General features: G+C 69.6%; 13 protein-coding genes. 7 read left to right on the forward strand and 6 right to left on the reverse strand.

The genetic code is table 11. From position 1 onward, the window contains the following. Positions 1-281: 281 nt before the first annotated feature. The 3 genes from ABZ808_RS14450 to ABZ808_RS14460 all read left to right on the forward strand — a co-directional run bounded on the left by ABZ808_RS14450 (position 282) and on the right by ABZ808_RS14460 (position 3,580). Positions 282-1,847, forward strand: coding sequence for a polysaccharide lyase family 1 protein (locus ABZ808_RS14450; RefSeq protein WP_357005573.1), 1,566 nt, complete (start codon positions 282-284; stop codon positions 1,845-1,847). A 178-nt stretch (positions 1,848-2,025) separates the two neighbouring features. Further along, complete coding sequence (locus ABZ808_RS14455) at positions 2,026-2,433, forward strand: YciI family protein (RefSeq protein ID WP_357005576.1); 408 nt, start codon at positions 2,026-2,028, stop codon at positions 2,431-2,433. Between the two features lie 7 nt (positions 2,434-2,440). Next, on the forward strand, positions 2,441-3,580 hold the full coding sequence (locus ABZ808_RS14460; protein WP_357005578.1) for a DUF6596 domain-containing protein: 1,140 nt from the start codon (positions 2,441-2,443) through the stop codon (positions 3,578-3,580). A gap of 18 nt (positions 3,581-3,598) precedes the next feature. Here ABZ808_RS14460 and ABZ808_RS14465 read toward each other — a convergent pair whose 3' ends face one another. Next, complete coding sequence (locus ABZ808_RS14465; RefSeq protein WP_357005580.1) at positions 3,599-4,510, reverse strand: CDP-diacylglycerol diphosphatase; 912 nt, start codon at positions 4,508-4,510, stop codon at positions 3,599-3,601. A gap of 152 nt (positions 4,511-4,662) precedes the next feature. Here ABZ808_RS14465 and ABZ808_RS14470 point away from each other — a divergent pair, with 152 nt between their 5' ends. Then, entirely contained in the window at positions 4,663-5,643 is a 981-nt protein-coding gene (locus ABZ808_RS14470; protein ID WP_357005582.1) for a DUF2804 domain-containing protein, read from the forward strand. Positions 5,644-5,693: 50 nt separating this feature from the next. On the opposite strand, the gene ABZ808_RS14475 is transcribed toward ABZ808_RS14470, so the two are convergent. Then, positions 5,694-6,143, reverse strand: coding sequence for a hypothetical protein (locus ABZ808_RS14475; RefSeq protein ID WP_357005584.1), 450 nt, complete (start codon positions 6,141-6,143; stop codon positions 5,694-5,696). Between the two features lie 212 nt (positions 6,144-6,355). Here ABZ808_RS14475 and ABZ808_RS14480 point away from each other — a divergent pair, with 212 nt between their 5' ends. Then, positions 6,356-7,369: a LacI family DNA-binding transcriptional regulator gene (locus ABZ808_RS14480; RefSeq protein ID WP_357005587.1), complete on the forward strand. Its 1,014-nt coding sequence runs from the start codon at positions 6,356-6,358 to the stop codon at positions 7,367-7,369. A gap of 53 nt (positions 7,370-7,422) precedes the next feature. On the opposite strand, the gene ABZ808_RS14485 is transcribed toward ABZ808_RS14480, so the two are convergent. The 4 genes from ABZ808_RS14485 to ABZ808_RS14500 form a co-directional block, all read right to left on the reverse strand. Next, complete coding sequence (locus ABZ808_RS14485; RefSeq protein ID WP_357005589.1) at positions 7,423-9,135, reverse strand: trehalase family glycosidase; 1,713 nt, start codon at positions 9,133-9,135, stop codon at positions 7,423-7,425. A gap of 32 nt (positions 9,136-9,167) precedes the next feature. Beyond that, on the reverse strand, positions 9,168-9,992 hold the full coding sequence (locus tag ABZ808_RS14490) for a carbohydrate ABC transporter permease (protein ID WP_357005591.1): 825 nt from the start codon (positions 9,990-9,992) through the stop codon (positions 9,168-9,170). Then, a complete protein-coding gene (locus tag ABZ808_RS14495) occupies positions 9,989-10,828 on the reverse strand; it encodes a sugar ABC transporter permease (protein ID WP_357005593.1) in 840 nt (279 codons plus the stop codon). The genes ABZ808_RS14490 and ABZ808_RS14495 overlap by 4 nt, the downstream gene beginning before the upstream one ends. A 150-nt stretch (positions 10,829-10,978) precedes the next feature. Next, the gene (locus ABZ808_RS14500; RefSeq protein ID WP_357005595.1) at positions 10,979-12,217 is read right to left on the reverse strand and encodes an extracellular solute-binding protein; all 1,239 of its coding nucleotides are present in this window, start codon (positions 12,215-12,217) and stop codon (positions 10,979-10,981) included. A 299-nt stretch (positions 12,218-12,516) separates the two neighbouring features. On the opposite strand from ABZ808_RS14500, the gene ABZ808_RS14505 reads away from it, so the two are divergent. Beyond that, positions 12,517-14,352, forward strand: coding sequence for an RICIN domain-containing protein (locus ABZ808_RS14505; RefSeq protein WP_357005597.1), 1,836 nt, complete (start codon positions 12,517-12,519; stop codon positions 14,350-14,352). Positions 14,353-14,441: 89 nt separating this feature from the next. Then, positions 14,442-15,992 carry an arabinofuranosidase catalytic domain-containing protein gene (locus ABZ808_RS14510; RefSeq protein ID WP_357005599.1) on the forward strand — a complete coding sequence of 517 codons (1,551 nt, stop codon included), beginning with the start codon at positions 14,442-14,444 and terminating at the stop codon, positions 15,990-15,992. Positions 15,993-16,043 lie beyond the last annotated feature (51 nt).

Here is a 16,043-nt window from a genome sequence, read left to right on the forward strand (position 1 = left end):
ACTGCAACAAACCTGCAAGCGCCAGCCCTTGCCTCTAGGGAAACCGCTTTCCTACGATTGCCTCACATCGATGTTTCGTTCGTGGGTCGGGCAGACACACATCGACCATCGCCACTTGCTCTATGCCGTTTCGCGCGACGGCTTCCTCTTTTCTGGGCGATGGCAATCCGACGAGCTGATCGTCGACGATTCCGGACGGTCGGCAGTTCCCCGTGCCGCAAAACGCGGCCGCGACGGCTGCCGCACACGGGCAAAGCCAAACCGATACGAAGTGAGGCGAGATGAGACGACCAGTCGCACTGCGACTTCAGGCAGTGCTGGCCACGGCGGCCGTGGGGATCGCGATCGGGGTGAGCCTGCCGACCCCGCAGGCTTCGGCGGCGGTCGGCAGCGCCACCGGCTACGCCACCCAGAACGGCGGAACCACCGGCGGCGCGGGCGGGCAGACGGTCCGCGCGACCACGGGGACCGCGATCCACGCGGCGCTCTGTGGGCGGGCCAGTAGCAGCACCCCGATCACCATCGAGGTCACCGGGACCATCAACCACGGCAACACCAGCAAGGTGTCGGGTTCGAGCTGCAACACCGCGGCGGGCGTGATCGAGCTCAAGCAGATCAGCAACGTCACCATCATCGGGGTCGGCAGCGCCGTCTTCGACCAGCTCGGCATCCACATCCGCGACTCCAGCAACATCATCATCCAGAACGTGACAGTCCGGAACGTCAAGAAGTCGGGCTCGCCCACCTCCAACGGCGGCGACGCCATCGGCATGGAGAGCACGGTCCGCAACGTCTGGGTCGATCACGTCACCCTGGAGGCGTCCGGCGGGGAGTCGGAGGGGTACGACGGCCTGTTCGACATGAAGGACAACACCCAGTACGTGACCCTGTCCTACAGCATCCTGCGCAACTCCGGTCGCGGCGGCCTGGTCGGGTCGAGCGAGAGCGACCTCTCGAACGGCTTCATCACGTACCACCACAACCTGTACGAGAACATCGACTCCCGTACGCCGCTGCTCCGCGGTGGCACCGCCCACATCTACAACAACCACTACGTGAGCCTGCGCGAGTCCGGCATCAACTCCCGGGCCGGAGCCAAGGCCAAGGTGGACAACAACTACTTCCAGAACTCCAAGGACGTGCTGGGTACGTTCTACACCAACGAGCGCGGCTACTGGCAGGTCAGCGGCAACACCTTCGACAACGTGACCTGGTCCAGCGCCGGCAGCGAGAACTACCCCGCCGGCCCCAACCCGACGTCCAACACCACCGTCAGCATCCCGTACTCGTACAGCCTCGACGGGGCGAGCTGCGTGCCGAACATCGTCCGTCAGACGGTGGGCGCCAACACGGGGCTCAAGGTGTCGAACGGTAGCTGCTCGCCGCAGACCCCGTCGCCCACGACGCCCGCGCCGACCACGCCCGCGCCGACCACGCCGGCTCCCACCACGCCGCCGCCGACCACGCCGCCGCCCTCCGGCGGGACGAACCTCAGCCTCGGCGCCGGTGCCGACGGGTCCAGCAAGGCCAGCGGCACCAGCTACGGCAACGTGCGCGACGGCAGCCTCAGCACCTACTGGTCTCCGGCCGGATCGACCGGCACGATCTCGATCAAGTGGGGTTCCGCCACCCGGGTGTCCCGCGTGGTCATCCGCGAGCCGTCCGGCACCTCGGGCTCCATCGGGTCCTGGCAGCTCATCAACAACGACACCGGCGCCGTCCTGGCCTCCGGCAGCGGGGCGGGTTCGATCACCTTCTCCGCGACCACAATGAGCAAGATCAACTTCAAGATCAACAGCTCCAGCGGTACGCCGCGAGTCGGCGAGTTCGAGACGTACGCCAGCTAGCAGCCGGCGACGGGCGGGGGCGGCAGGGTCCTGCCGTTCCCGCCCGCCCGCGTCACGGCGGGTGTCGCCGCTGCGGGATCCAATTTTCTCGGACGCTGATGTCGAGAACCCGGGACTGGTTCCGTCCCTGGGGTGAGCGCGACCAAAATGGGTCGGATCAGCTTCGAGGAGAGACACGATGGCCAAGTACCTGCTGCTCAAGCACTACCGTGGTGCCCCGGCCGCGGTCAACGACGTCCCCATGGACAAGTGGACCCCGGAGGAGATCTCGGCGCACATGCAGTACATGAACGACTTCGCGACCCGGCTCGAAGGCACCGGCGAGTTCGTCGACGGGCAGGCGCTCGCCCCCGAGGGCACGTTCGTCCGGTACGACGGCGAGGGCCGCCCGCCGGTCACCGACGGCCCGTTCGCCGAGACCAAGGACCTCATCGCCGGCTGGATGGTGATCGACGTCGACAGCTACGAGCGCGCCGTCGAACTGGCCGGGGAACTGTCCGCCGCCCCAGGGGCCGGCGGGAAGCCGATCCACGAGTGGCTCGAGTTGCGTCCGTTCCTGACCGCGTCGCCCACCATCACGGATTGAGCCCGAGGTGAACGAGGTTCTGCTCCGGAGCCTCCTGCCGAGCGTGCTCGCGATCCTCGTCCGCCGCGGAGCTGACTTCGCGGCGGCCGAGGACGCCGTGCAGGACGCGTTGGTGGAGGCGGTTCGCGTCTGGCCGGCCGACCCGCCGCGGGACCCGAAGGGTTGGCTGGTCACCGTGGCCTGGCGCCGGTTCCTCGACGCGACCCGGTCGGACGCCGCCCGCCGTCGGCGTGAGGACCTCGTCGACGAGGAACCGGCGCCCGGCCCCGCGCCGGCGGTCGACGACACGCTCCAGCTCTACTTCCTGTGCGCCCACCCGTCGCTGACGCCGTCGTCGGCGGTCGCGCTCACGCTGCGCGCCGTCGGCGGGCTGACCACCCGCCAGATCGCGCAGGCCTACCTGGTCCCCGAGGCGACCATGGCGCAGCGGATCAGCCGGGCCAAGCGCACCGTCTCGGGGGTGCGGTTCGACCAGCCCGGCGACGTCGCCACCGTGCTGCGCGTGCTCTACCTGGTCTTCAACGAGGGCTACTCGGGCGACGTCGACCTCGCCGCCGAGGCCATCCGGCTCACCCGGCAGCTCGCGGCCGTGATCGACCATCCGGAGGTGGCGGGACTGCTCGCCCTGATGCTGCTGCACCACGCCCGGCGCGGCGCCCGCACCACGCCCGACGGCAGTCTGGTGCCGCTCGCCGAGCAGGACCGCCACCGGTGGGACACCGTCTCGATCGCCGAGGGCGTCGAGATCCTGCAGGCGGCCCTCGCCCGCGACCGGCTCGGCGAGTTCCAGGCCCAGGCCGCCATCGCGGCCCTGCACGCCGACGCGCCCAACGCCGAGGAGACCGACTGGGTGCAGATCGTCGAGTGGTACGACGAGCTCGTGCGGTTGACCGACAGCCCGGTCGTCCGGCTCAACCGCGCGGTGGCCATCGGCCAGGCCGACGGGCCGCGCGCCGGCCTGGCGGCGCTCGCGGCGCTGGACGACACGCTGCCCCGCCACCGGGCGGTGGAGGCCTACCTGCGTGAACGCGACGGCGACCTGGCGACGGCGGCGCGGTTGTACGCCGACGCGGCCCGGGCGGCGCCCAACCTCGCCGAGCGCAACCACCTGACGCGGCAGGCCGCCCGGCTCAACGCCCGCCGTTGACGCCCACGCCGATCCGGGTCAGGCGTAGGCGAGCAGGAAGTCCACCGTGCCCGTGCCGCCGGGTTGGCCTGCCGGGACGCTCAGACCGGGCTCGCTGTTCAGGACGTAGAACCCGCTGTTGCCGACCAGGCGAGGTGTCACGGCCATCATCTGCGCCGCCATTGTCGCTCCGGTCGGTCGCACCACGCTGTCGCGCAGGAGCGTGAAGAGGTTCTGGTTCAGGTTCGCGACGTGCAGCACGCGGTACGAGCGGGGCGCCGGGGCGCCGGTGCTCGTCAGGCCCCAGACCGGAATGATCTGGTTGCGCCACCTCGACGGGTTGTTGGTGATCATGCTGTCGTGGTTGTTCAGTTGCGTCTGGATGCCGGAGTGGATTCCGGCCAGATGGATGTGGAGCTGGTCCTGCTGACGGATCATCGGATCCGCCGAGTTGATCCCCAGTCCGACGTGCGGGTACACCACGTGTCCCGGCTGGCCCGGTTGAGCGTTGACCCACGCGTCCAGCCAGTAGTTCGGTGCGCTGGCGGTGGCGATGAAGGGGCACTCGATCCCGCTGACCCGACAGGTGGGGACGAGGAGGAAGTCGTGGTTCGAGCCTGACCCGCCATTGAGGACGACATAGGTGGAGGTCGTCTGTAGGCACTGGGGAAACGGCGGTCCGGTCTTCGTGCCCGCGCAGACCTGCACCCGGTCCCACAGGTCGTACCTGCCTCCGGTGTCGCTCGGGTAGCCGCACAGGCTCGACGGCGTCGGGCAGGGCGAGGCGCCAGGGCCACCGGGGGAGGGTGCGGGGGGTTCGGCGGGCTGCCCTCCGTCGGCCAGCGCCCCACCTGCTCCCATCAGGCCCAGAAGGCCCGTGGCGCCGGAGGTCCCGGAGAGTCTGACGAACTGACGCCGGTGGATCTTCCCGCTGGTCGCGCTGTCGCCCATCATCACCCTCCGCGGCTCTGATTCGCCCGCACCGGCCCCATACGGACAGGATCAGGTCGAGACTAGGGCGAACCGGGCAAGACCTGCGGCAACGCCCGACCGGGTCGCCTGATCGGGGCGCCCGAGGGGTGGCGACAGTTATCCTCCCCACCGTGACCCACGAACGTGAGCTGACCTCACCTGTCGATCTGTGCCAGCCGGACGGGCGGCTCAACCCGGCGGCGGTCGGCTGGTCCCGGCGTCCCCTGCACACCGCGAACCTGCGCGGCTGGGGCCGGACCAAGCGGTGGGAATACTGGGGCATCGTCACGCCACGACACATCGTCGGGCTGGTCGTCTCGTCGCTCGACTACGCCGGTGTGCACAGCATCTACGTGTTCGATCGGGAGAGCGGCGCCGAGACGAAGGCCGACGTGGTGGTGCCGCTGGCGCGCGGCGCGGTGCTGCCGCCGCGCAGCGGTGCGGGCGAGGCTCGGGCGCGGGGCCGTGGCCTGGACATCCGGATCGCCCAGCGCCCGGACGGCACCGCCATCTCGGCGAACGCCCCGGGAGTACGGCTGGAGGTGCGGGTGCCGTTGCCGGCCGGGCACGAGTCGCTCGCAGTGGTCGTGCCGTGGAGCCCGACGCGGTTCCAGTACACGGTCAAGGACATCGGCCGCCCCGTTCTCGGCACGCTGGAGTTGCACGGCCAGACGTACGAGATCGGTGGGCCGGACGCCTTCGCCGTGCTGGACCACGGTCGCGGCAGGTGGCCGTACTCGATCACGTGGAACTGGGCCGCCGGCGCGGCGCCGGGGCGGGCGATCCAGCTCGGCGGTCGGTGGACCGACGGCACCGGGGTCACCGAGAACGGCCTGTTCGTCGAGGGCCGGTTGCACAAGATCGGCGACGAGGTGCGCTGGACCTACGACCGGTCGGACTGGCTTCGCCCGTGGCGGATCAGCGGCGACCGGGTCGAGGCCGAGTTCCGGCCCTTCCACGAGAAGGTGGCCCGCACCAACCTCGGTGTCGTCGCGAACGAGACGCACCAGTGCTTCGGGCACTTCTCCGGGTGGGCGAAGACCGACGACGGGACGAAGGTGAGCCTCGACGGGCTCGTCGGCTGGGCCGAGGAGGCGCGCAACCGCTGGTAGGCCGGGGACAGCCGGTCGCCGACCCCGGCGCCGCGGCACCTGACCCGCGCTCAGGAGAGCGCAGCCCGCACCAGCTCGACGACCTTCTTCTCCACGGCGGGGCTCCAGGCCTGCAGCGCGTACGCCACGGGCCACATATCGCCGTCGTCGAGGTTGGCCGTGTCCTGGAAGCCCAGGGTCGAGTACCGGTAGTTGAACTTGCCGGCGTCCTGGAAGAAGACAACGATCTTGCCGTCGGCGTTGGTGTACGCGGGCATCCCGTACCAGGTCTTCGGTGACAGCTCGGGGGCGGCGGCGGTGACCGCCACGTGTACGCGTTCGGCCAGCGCGCGATCCTGCGGCTCCATCTGCGCGATCCGGTCCAGGACGGCCTGCAGCCCGTCGGCCTTCTTGGCGCCCTTCCGGCCCTCGGCGCGCATCTCGGCGGCGCGCTCCTTCATCGCGGCGAGCTCCTCCGGGCTGAAGCCGTCGGACACGGTGGTCGAGGTCTTCGCGGACATTCTCGGTCTCCCTTGTTCACGGCTCGGCGTGCGCCGGCCACCTGCGAAAAGGCTAGGGCCGGAGACAGCCGGCGTGCTTCTTGATTCCTGATCGAATGCGCCGGCTGGCGCGTTGTCGCTGATTCCGGGTCGAGATTCGAGACGGTTATGCTCGCGTCGGCGAGGCATGGCGCGTTCCCCGCTTCGGGGCAGGTTTCGATTCGAGGGCGTGTATGAACATCGGGGAGATCGCCCGCCGGGCGGGGGTGTCCCGCAGCACCGTGTCGTACGTGCTGAGCGGGAAGCGGGCAGTGTCCGAGGCCACCCGGCAGCGGATCCAGGCGGTCATTGACGAGCTGGACTACCGGCCGAACGCCAGCGCCCGCGCGCTGAAGGAAGGCCGTACCCGCACCCTCGGGCTGGTGATCCCTCCCGCGAGCCAGCGGTTGACCGACATGCAGTTGGGCTTCGTCGCCAGCGTCGTCGAGGCGGCGGCTCGCCATGACCTCGATGTGCTGCTGTCCCCATCCGGTGGCGACCATGACCGGTCGTTCGAGCGGATCGTCACCGGGCGTCGGGTGGACGGTGTGGTGCTGATGGAGATCCGGTTGGAGGACGACCGGGTGACCCGACTGACGAAGGCCGGTCTGCCGTTCGTCACGATCGGGCGGACCGCCGAGCCGCACGGCATGAGCTGGATCGACATCGACTACGCGGGGCTGATTGGCCGGTGCGTGCACCACCTGGCCGATCTGGGGCACCGACAGGTTGCTCTCGTCAACCGCTCCGCCGAGTTGGTGGCCGCGGGTTACGGCCCCAGCCATCGAGCGCTGGCTGGTTTCCGGGCGGCGGCGGCGGAGCGGGGCCTGACCGGCGTGGAGGTCTGCTGCGGCGACGACACGGTCTCCGGCGAGGCGTGCGTGGAACAGCTGCTCGCGACACATCCGGACGTCACGGCGGTGGCGACCATCAACGAGGCCGCGCTACCCGGGATGCAGCGTGCGCTGACCGGCGCCGGCCTGTCCGTGCCGGGCGACTTCTCCGTCACCGGCGTTGCCGCCCAGCACTGGGCGGAGGATTTCCGCCCACCGTTGACCGCCGCGGATGTGCCGATGGTCGACATGGGCGCCGAGGCGGTCTCGCTGCTGTTGGAGATCATCGCCGAGCCCGGGTCCGTGCCCCGCCACCGGCTGTACAGCCCGCCCATCTCGTTGCGCTCCAGCACCGGTCCAGTCCGGACCCGCTGACCCGGCCGAGGCTGGACCTCGGCGGCAGGCCGGGCTCGCGCGGTCGGTGCGGGCTACCCGCCCGTGGCTCGCCGCTCCTCCTGGGCGGCGGCGAGGATGAGGTAGCTGCTGGCGGTCCAGGTGTATGCGCGGTCCCGGAGCCCGTCGCCGGTCTCGGCGTCGAAGTTCTCCGCGAACCCGGACTTCTCACACAGTGCGAGGAAGCGACGGCTGATGTCGTCGGCGATCCCGGGATGCCCGGCGCGTCGCAGACCGTCCTCGATGAGCACCGTGGAGGGCGCCCAGATCGGGCCACGCCAATAGCCGTCGGCGAGGTAGTGGGCCGAGCCCGTCGGCTCGGTAGCCAGGCCGTGCTTGGTCAGGTGACTGTCGATGCCCCGAGCCAGTGCGGTGGCGACTGGGGCGGGCAGGTCCGCGCCGAGTGCGACGGGCATCAGGTCGAGCAGGCTGCGGCTCGCCCGGCGGTGCCCGGTGGCGGGGCTGCGGGCGGTGAAACGCTCGCCGTCCCACAGGTCCCGGAGCATGGCGCCGTAGATCCGGTCGGCTTCCCGAGACCACCGGTCGGCGGGCTCGCCCAGCTCGGCGGCGAGGTCGGCCACGCAGCGAAGCTGCGAGACCAGGAACGCGGCGAGGTCGGCCGTCTGGAGGACCCGGTCGTCGTCGAAGGTGGTCGCGTTGTCCCAGCCGCTGTCGTTGCCGTGTTGGTAGTGGGGCAGATCGTGGCCGGGGGCTCGGCGCGCGTCGAGCCAGAAACCGGTCCAGCGGGCCATCCGGTCGTAGGTCTGCGCCAGCGCCGCCCGGTCGGGCGGTTGGGGAAGACGTCGGCGCAGGTGCCGTAGTGCCCAGCCGTGAATGGGTGGCTTGACGTAGTTGTGCAGGACCTCGGAGTGAGCGATCGAGTCCGGTAGGGCACCGGCCTCGTCCTGGTGGTCGAAGGGCAGCTGGAACTGGTGCCAGGCCAGCTCCGGCTCGCCGGACGCCAGTGCTATCGCGTTGAAGCAGTGGTCCCAGCTCCACACCTTGTCCATCCAGTGCTTGGACATCAGGACGGCCGGTCGGGTGACGAAGCCCGCTGGGGCGACGGTGGCCGACCACAGCACGTAGGCGGCCAGTTCGGCGGCTGGGGTGTCCGCGGTACGCCAGGGTGCGACCGCGTCGACGAACGCGGCGAACTCGCTGCTCCGGTCGCGGCACAGCTCGTCGAAGGTGCGGGATCCGGTGTACGGCCGGCGGGCGGTGGCGTACTCCTCGATCGCGATTTCCCAGGTCTGGTCATCGGGTAGGTCGAGGAACCGGTCGGCGGTCCCGAGCGCCTGCACGCCCTCGGCCTGCCCAAGAGCACCGGAGAGCACCGTGATCCGATAGCGGCGCCCGGTCTCGTACGAGGTGAACACGTGTGACCCGTCGAGCGGGTCGAGGTAGAGGTAGGTGCCGCTGAACGGGGTGAGGGTGTGCGCCGCCGCGGCTATCCGCAGGCCGAGCCGCCGACCCCGGACTCGCAGGGTGTCCGGCCCGTCGTAGACCGCCTCGATCCGGTCGTCGCCGCTCCGCCAGGTCAGCAGCGCCGGTGCGGCGACGACTGTGGTGCCGGCGACCGCGGGTGCGAGGCGCAGCACCGGGTGCAGCCCGGTCTGGTGCGAGACCAGGTGCAGGTCCTCGGTGTACGTCTGCTCGGCCACCACCGGGGAGATGTTGAACCAGGATCCTCGGTAACTGAACGGAATGTCCTGGATGGGGAACTCCGGACCGGACGGGGCGACGGTCATGGGTGACGGGTGCCTTTCTGTGGTGCAGGTGGTCAGTCCTTGACGGCGCCGGAGGTCACGCCCATCGAGACGTACCGCTGGGCCAGGACCAACAGCACGGCGGCCGGGATGGAGGCGACGACAGCGGTGGCCATGATGGCGTTCCACTGCTGGTTGTTGTTGCCGATGTAGTGGTAGATGCCCAAGGTGATGGGCTGTTGGTCGCCGCCGCCCGCGAGGGTCGAGGCGAAGATGAAGTCCGACCAGGACCACAGGAACGCGAACAGGGACACGGTGACGATCGAGTTGCGGCTGACCGGCAGCACGACCGACCAGAAGGTCCGCAGCCGTCCAGCGCCGTCGACCACGGCGGCCTGGAGCAGCTCGTCGGGAATTCCGGACATGAAGGCCGTGAAGATCAGTACGCCGAACGGCACCGCCAGGGTCGAATCGGCCAGGATCAGGCCCGGCAACGTGTTCAGGACACCGAGATTGAGATAGATGGCGTAGAAGCCCATCGCCATGATGATTCCGGGAATCATCTGCGCGATCAGCAGCACGAAGCTCAGTGCCGGGCCGCCGGGCGGCCGGAGTTTCGCCAGCGCGTACCCGGCGGGGGCGGCCAGCGCCACGGTCAGCGCCACCGTGCCGAGACCGACCAGGAAGCTGGTGCCCAGGTACGGCAGTTGCTGGTCGAGCACCGCCCGGTAGCCGTCGAGCGTGCCACCGGTCGGAACCAGGTGCGGGGGACTGGCCCGCATGTCCTGGTCCCGGGTGAACGACACGTTGATCATCCAGTAGACGGGGAAGAGCATCAGCCCGGTCAGCACCAGGCCGACGGCGGTCTTCCACCAGGCGCGCGGCGTCGAAGGGGTCATCGGAGGTTCTGCCTCCGCTCGATCCGGATGTAGACGAGCCCGGCGATCAGGGCCATCACGATGAGCAGGTTGCCGACGGCCGCTCCCGGGCCGAACTCGGGCAGCAGGTTGCCGAAGCCGAGCCGGTACGCCCAGGTGGCGAGCGTGGCCGAGGAGCCGGTCGGGCCACCCTTCGTCATGATCCAGATGATGTCGAAGACCTTCAGCGTGTAGATCAACCCCAGCAGCAGCGTGATCGCCGAGACGGGGCGCAGCAGCGGGAAGGTGATCGACCAGAATCGCTGCCATCCGGTCGCGCCGTCGAGCGCGGACGCCTCGTACATCTCGACCGGGATCGCCTGCAGGCCGCTGTACAGCACCACCAGGTTGAACGGGATGCCGATCCAGACGTTCGCGATGATCACCGAGGTGAGCGACCAGCCCGGCGAGGTCAGCCAGTTGACCTGGTCGATCCCGACGACGCCGAGCGCCGCGTTGACCAGCCCCGAGTCGCTGTTGAGCAGCCACGACCAGGTCGACGCCGAGACGATCAGCGGCAGCAGCCACGGCACGAGGATCAACGCCCGCAGCGTGCGCGACAGCGGGAAGTGCTGGTGGAAGAAGAGTGCCAGGGCCATGCCGATGGTGAACTGGAAGGCGAGCGACGCGGCGGTGAAGACCAGGGTGTGCGCCAGCGTCGGCCCGAAGGCCGGGTCGGTCAGGACCGTCCGGTAGTTGTCCAGACCGGCGAAGGGCGCACCGCCCTGCACGAACGAGCGAACGGTGTACTCCCGCAGGCTCAGCTCGACATTGCGATAGAGCGGGTAGGCGTAGAAGGCCACCAGGTAGACGGTCACGGGTGCCAGGAAGCACCACGCCGGCCATCGGCTGGGCCGGCGGGCGCGGGACGGGGGAGGCCCGGGTGGGGCGGTCGGCGCCGCCCCACCCTGGTCTCGTACGGCGGTGGAGGTCCTCGTCGTGGAGGGCATGGTGTCGGTTCGGTTCGCTTACCGGGTCGCGGCTGCGGCCTGCGCGGCGGTCAGCGCCTCGCGCGGCGACTTCCCGCCGCTGAGGGCCGCCTGCACCGCGGTCCACAGGGCCTCGGAGATCTTCGGGTACTTCGTGCCGAGGTTGTCACCGGTGCGGCCCTTGGCTGCCCGGACCGCCTCGACCCAGACCTTGAGCTTGGGGTCGGCAGCCGCCTGTCGGTCCTGCACGGCGGCGACGGGTGCGACGTAGGACAGCGTGGTGTCGGTGGTGAGCAGATTGTCAGCACTGGTCAGGCAGGCGACGAGTTTCTGCGACTCGTCGTACCGGCCGGTGTTCTTCTGCACCGGGATGGAGACGAACTCACCGCCGGTGGGTGCCGGCGCCGGGCCGCCCGCGCTTGCCGGGATCGCGATGGTGCCGTACGAGAAGCCGAGTTTCTCCGCGTTGGCCAGCTGCCAGGTGCCGTTCTCGGCGAACGCGTAGTCGCCGGTGGCGAACTCCTGCCAACTCGTGGTCTGGGTGTTGTTGATGACCGAGTTCGGGGCGTGGCCCTGCTTGAGCCAGTCCGTCCAGAGCGTCAGCGCGGACACCGCTTGTGGTGAGTCCAGACTGGTCAGTTGGGCTCCCGACCCCCAGAACCACGGCAGGAACTGGAAGCTGCCCTCCTCGGTGCCGATCGCGGAGAAGGTGATGCCCTTCTTGCCCGCGGCCTTGACCGTGGTCAGCGCCGCGGTCAGTGCTGTCCAGTCCGTGATCGTGGCCGGGTCGACGCCAGCGGCGGTCAGCAGATCCTTGTTGTAGTAGAGCGCGAGGGTGTTCGCGCCGATCGGCACCCCGTACGTCTTGCCTCCGCTCTGCCCAGCGCCGAGCAGGTTCGTCGCCATGGCCGAGACGTCGAGCTTGTTGTCGTCGGTGGTGGTGAGCGCGCCCGCCTCGGCCAGGGTGGAGATGACCGGGTTGTCCACGATCAGCACGTCCGGCGAGTTGCCCTGCTGAGCGGCGAGCAGTGCCTTGTTGGTCAGGTCGGTGGTGTCGTAGCCGGTCCGCTCGACCGTCACTCCCGCGGCGGTGCCGCACTTCTTGAGCAGCGCAACCCATTCGGAGTCGTCGGCGAACTGCGGATACGGGTCCCAGACGAGGTAGGCGCCGCCGTCGCTGGGGCCGTCGGCGGGCGAGGAGCAGGCACTGCCTGCCACTGCGGCGAGCGCTATCACGGCGACGGCGGCCAGGCGCCGCCGACGGCTGAGTCCTGTCATGTGTTGCCTCGCTTCACATCGATCGTCAGGTGGGATGTGCGGGGTGACCGTCGCGGGCCGGACGTAACCCGACCATGAGGCGAATCGATTCGACGAATCGGTTCGCACGAAGATAGGTCCGCCCGCGTGCAGCGGTCAAGAGGTGCTCGACGGCAGTGCGGGTGGCGCTGGGAAACGCAGACTTCATCGCGCTGTCACCTCATTGACATGGATAAGTTTCCGGTCCTACGATCCGTGCGAATCGATTCGCAAGCGCAGCCTCCGGAGAGCGTCCCCCGCGCCCCACCAAGGAGCCGCCCGTGAAAACCCCGTCCCGCGGCAGGTCAGGACGAGCCCGTGCGCTCGTCGCCCGACTCGTGGTCGGCCTGCTCGCCGCCACCGCCGCCGTAACCGTCGCCGCGTCTCCGGCCCAGGCCGCCGACGAGTCGATCAGTGTCAACTTCTCCTCGACCAGCGGCACGCCGACCTACCGCGCGTCCGGCTGGATCTACGGCATGACCGAGAACGCCAGCGGCCCGCCCGACCACTTCTACCGCGACGTCAAGTTCCAGTACATACGCGCCGGCGGCGCGCAGCTCGCGGGGAGTGGCTGGGTCGGCGGAACCTACGACCGACGATGGAACTCCACCCTCGCCCAGGCACGTCGCACCGCCGCCCTCGGCGGGAAGTTCATCCTGCTGCCGCACGACCTGTGGGGCGCCGACGGCGCCGGCATCTCCCGCTTCCCCGGCGACAACGGCAACTGGACCGACTACGACAACTTCCTGACCCGCCTCATCAACGACGTCCGGGCGGCCGGGCTGTCCGTGCAGTGGGACATCTGGAACGAACCCAACATCACCATCTTCTGGAACCGCCCGATCTCCCAGTACCTCGAACTGTGGCGCCGCACCTACCAGCGCATCCGGGCTGAGTTTCCCAACCAGCTCATCGTCGGGCCGAGCTGCGCCTGCGTACCGTCGACCACGCACACCTTCTGGAACCAGTACCTGGACTTCGTCCGCTCGACCAACACCGTGCCGGACATCATCAGCTGGCACTCGCTGCCAGGTGACCCGGTCGCCAACGTCGCCGCCGCCAACGCCACCCTCGACCCGCGCGGCATCGCCCACCCCCGGCCGTACCAGATCAACGAGTACGGCGCGCCCGAGGAGCAGAACCCGGCCGACGGCGCCTGGTACATCGCCCGCCTGGAGCGGGCCCGCGCGGACGGCCTGCGGGCGAACTGGGCCGGCGGCGGCAACCTGCACAACGACCTCGGCAACCTGTTGGTCCGCAACTCGGCCGGCCAGCACCAGCCCAAGGGCGAGTGGTGGGCCTACCGCTACTACGCCTCCCAGACCGGGCAGATCGCCTCGGTGACCGCCAGCCAGTCGTACGACGCGTTCGCCACCACGGCGACCGGCACGGCGAAGGTCCTGATCGGTGGCGGTCGTACCACCGGAAACCTGACCGTCAACCTGCAACGACTGGACACGACCAGCGGCATCGTGCAGAACAACCAGGTCCGTGTCCTCACCCAACGCATCCCGCACAACAACGGCGGCGCCGTGCAGGGGCCGGTCACGGTCTCGAACAGCGTGGTCGGGGTGTCCAACAACAACGCCACCGTGACCCTGCCGTACACCAACCAGACCGACACCTACACCGTCACCCTGCTGCCCCCCTCGGACGGCGGCTTCCAGTCGGTGGCGGTGGCCCAGCACTCCCAGCAGTGCCTGGAGAACCCCGGCCCGGGCACCGCCGAGGGCAACGTCCAGCAGCAGTACTACTGCGAGGGCGGCGACCAGCAGCTCTGGAACTTTCGCCCGGTCGCTGGCGTGGCCAACACGTACACGGTGGTCAACCAGCAGAGCGGCAAGTGCCTCGACGTCAGCGGTGTGTCCACCGCGGACGGCGCGACCGTGCACCAGTGGACCTGCCTGAACGGCCTCAACCAGCAGTTCACCCTCCGCAGGGTGACCTACGGGGGCAACGACTCGCACGACTACCAACTCGTCGCCCGGCACAGCGGCAAGTGTGTCGATGTCAGCACGGTCTCCACAGCGGCCCGGGCGCCGGTTCACCAGTGGACCTGCAATCCGACCGGTCAGGGCAGCCCGTTGAACCAGACGTGGCGGATCTGGGGGCGGTAGGCGATGCCTGACCCGCAGCCCACACCACCACCGCCCGAGGCGGCGCGTCGCCACGCCCGCGCGCTTCGACGACTCCGAGGAGACACTTCGTGAAAACCCCGTCCGGTAGTGGGCCAGGACAGGTCCGTGATCTCATCCACAGGGGTCGGCGCCGACGTCTGACCGCGCTGGCTGGCGCACTGGTCGGCGTCCTCGTCGGGCTCGGCGCGGCCCCCGGCACCCTCCCCGCGACCGCCGTGGCAGCGCCCGTGGCGGCCGCCATCGAGCCGGGGCAGAGCGCCCCGATCGTCGGCACTCCCTCCGGTCGCTGCCTCGACGTCCCCAACTCCAGCACCGCCAACGGCACCCAGACGCAACTCTGGGACTGCCAGGGCGGCGTCAACCAGACCTGGACCTGGACATCGAGCAGACAACTCATGGTGTACGGCAACAAGTGCCTGGACGCCTCCGGCCGGGGCACCGCCAACGGCACAGCGGCGATCATCTGGGACTGCAACGGCCAGGCCAACCAGCAGTGGAACGTCAACACCAACGGCACCATCACCGGCATGCAGTCCGGGCTGTGTCTCGACGCCAGCGGGTACGGCACCACGAACGGCACGAAGATCCACCTGTGGGCGTGCCACGGCGGTGCCAACCAACAGTGGACCTCGCCGACCACCCCACCGCCGACCGGCACCCGCCCGTGCGACATCTACGCCTCCGGCGGCACCCCGTGCGTGGCGGCCCACAGCACGACCCGGGCGCTCTACGCGGCGTACGCCGGCAACCTTTACCAGGTCCGGCGCTCGTCGGACAACACGACCCGCAACATCGGGCTGTCGAGCGCGGGCGGCACCGCCAACGCGGCGACGCAGGATTCGTTCTGCGCCGGCACGACCTGCGTCGTGACGGTCGTGTTCGATCAGTCCGGGCGAGGAAACGACCTCTGGTACCAGGGGTCGAGCGTGGTCCCGGGCTCACCGCAGAGCAGGCCGGCGGTGGCGACGTCGGAGTCCCTGACCGTCGGTGGGGCCAAGGCATATTCGCTCTACATCAACCCCGGGAACAGCTACTGGCGGGACGGGCACCTGACCGGGGTGCCCACCGGGGCCGCTCCCGAGGGCATGTACATGGTGACCAGCGGCACCCACGTCAACAACGGCTGCTGCTTCGACTACGGCAACAGTGAGACGACGAGGAAGGCCGACGCCGCCGGGGCGATGGACGCCATCAACTTCGGCACCCAGTGTTGGTTCGGCGGCTGCTCCGGCAGCGGACCCTGGGTCCAGGCGGACCTCGAATGGGGTCTCTTCCCGGGTGGCAGCAGCTCCTGGAACCCGAACCAGCGTGCCTTCACCAGCAAGTTCGTCACGGCGACGTTGAAGAACAACGGCACCACGCGCTTTGCCATCAAGGGCAGCAACGCCCAGTCCGGCAGTCTCTTCACGCTCTGGGACGGCGCACTCCCGCCGGGATACAGCCCGATGAAGAAGCAGGGCGCGATCATCCTGGGCAGTGGCGGGGACTGCTGCAAACCCGACGGCGGCGCGAACCTGAGCGCCGGCACCTTCTACGAGGGGGCCATGGTCGCGGGCTATCCGTCCGACGCGATCGAGAACGCGGTGCAGGCCAACGTGGTGACGGCTGGCTACCGCTGACCCGGCAGCGCGCCCGACGGCCAGCACCGCACAGCGGTGGTGGCCGGCGTG

The sequence above is a fragment of the Micromonospora sp. NPDC047527 genome, from assembly GCF_040643015.1.
Classification (GTDB): Bacteria; Actinomycetota; Actinomycetes; order Mycobacteriales; family Micromonosporaceae; genus Micromonospora.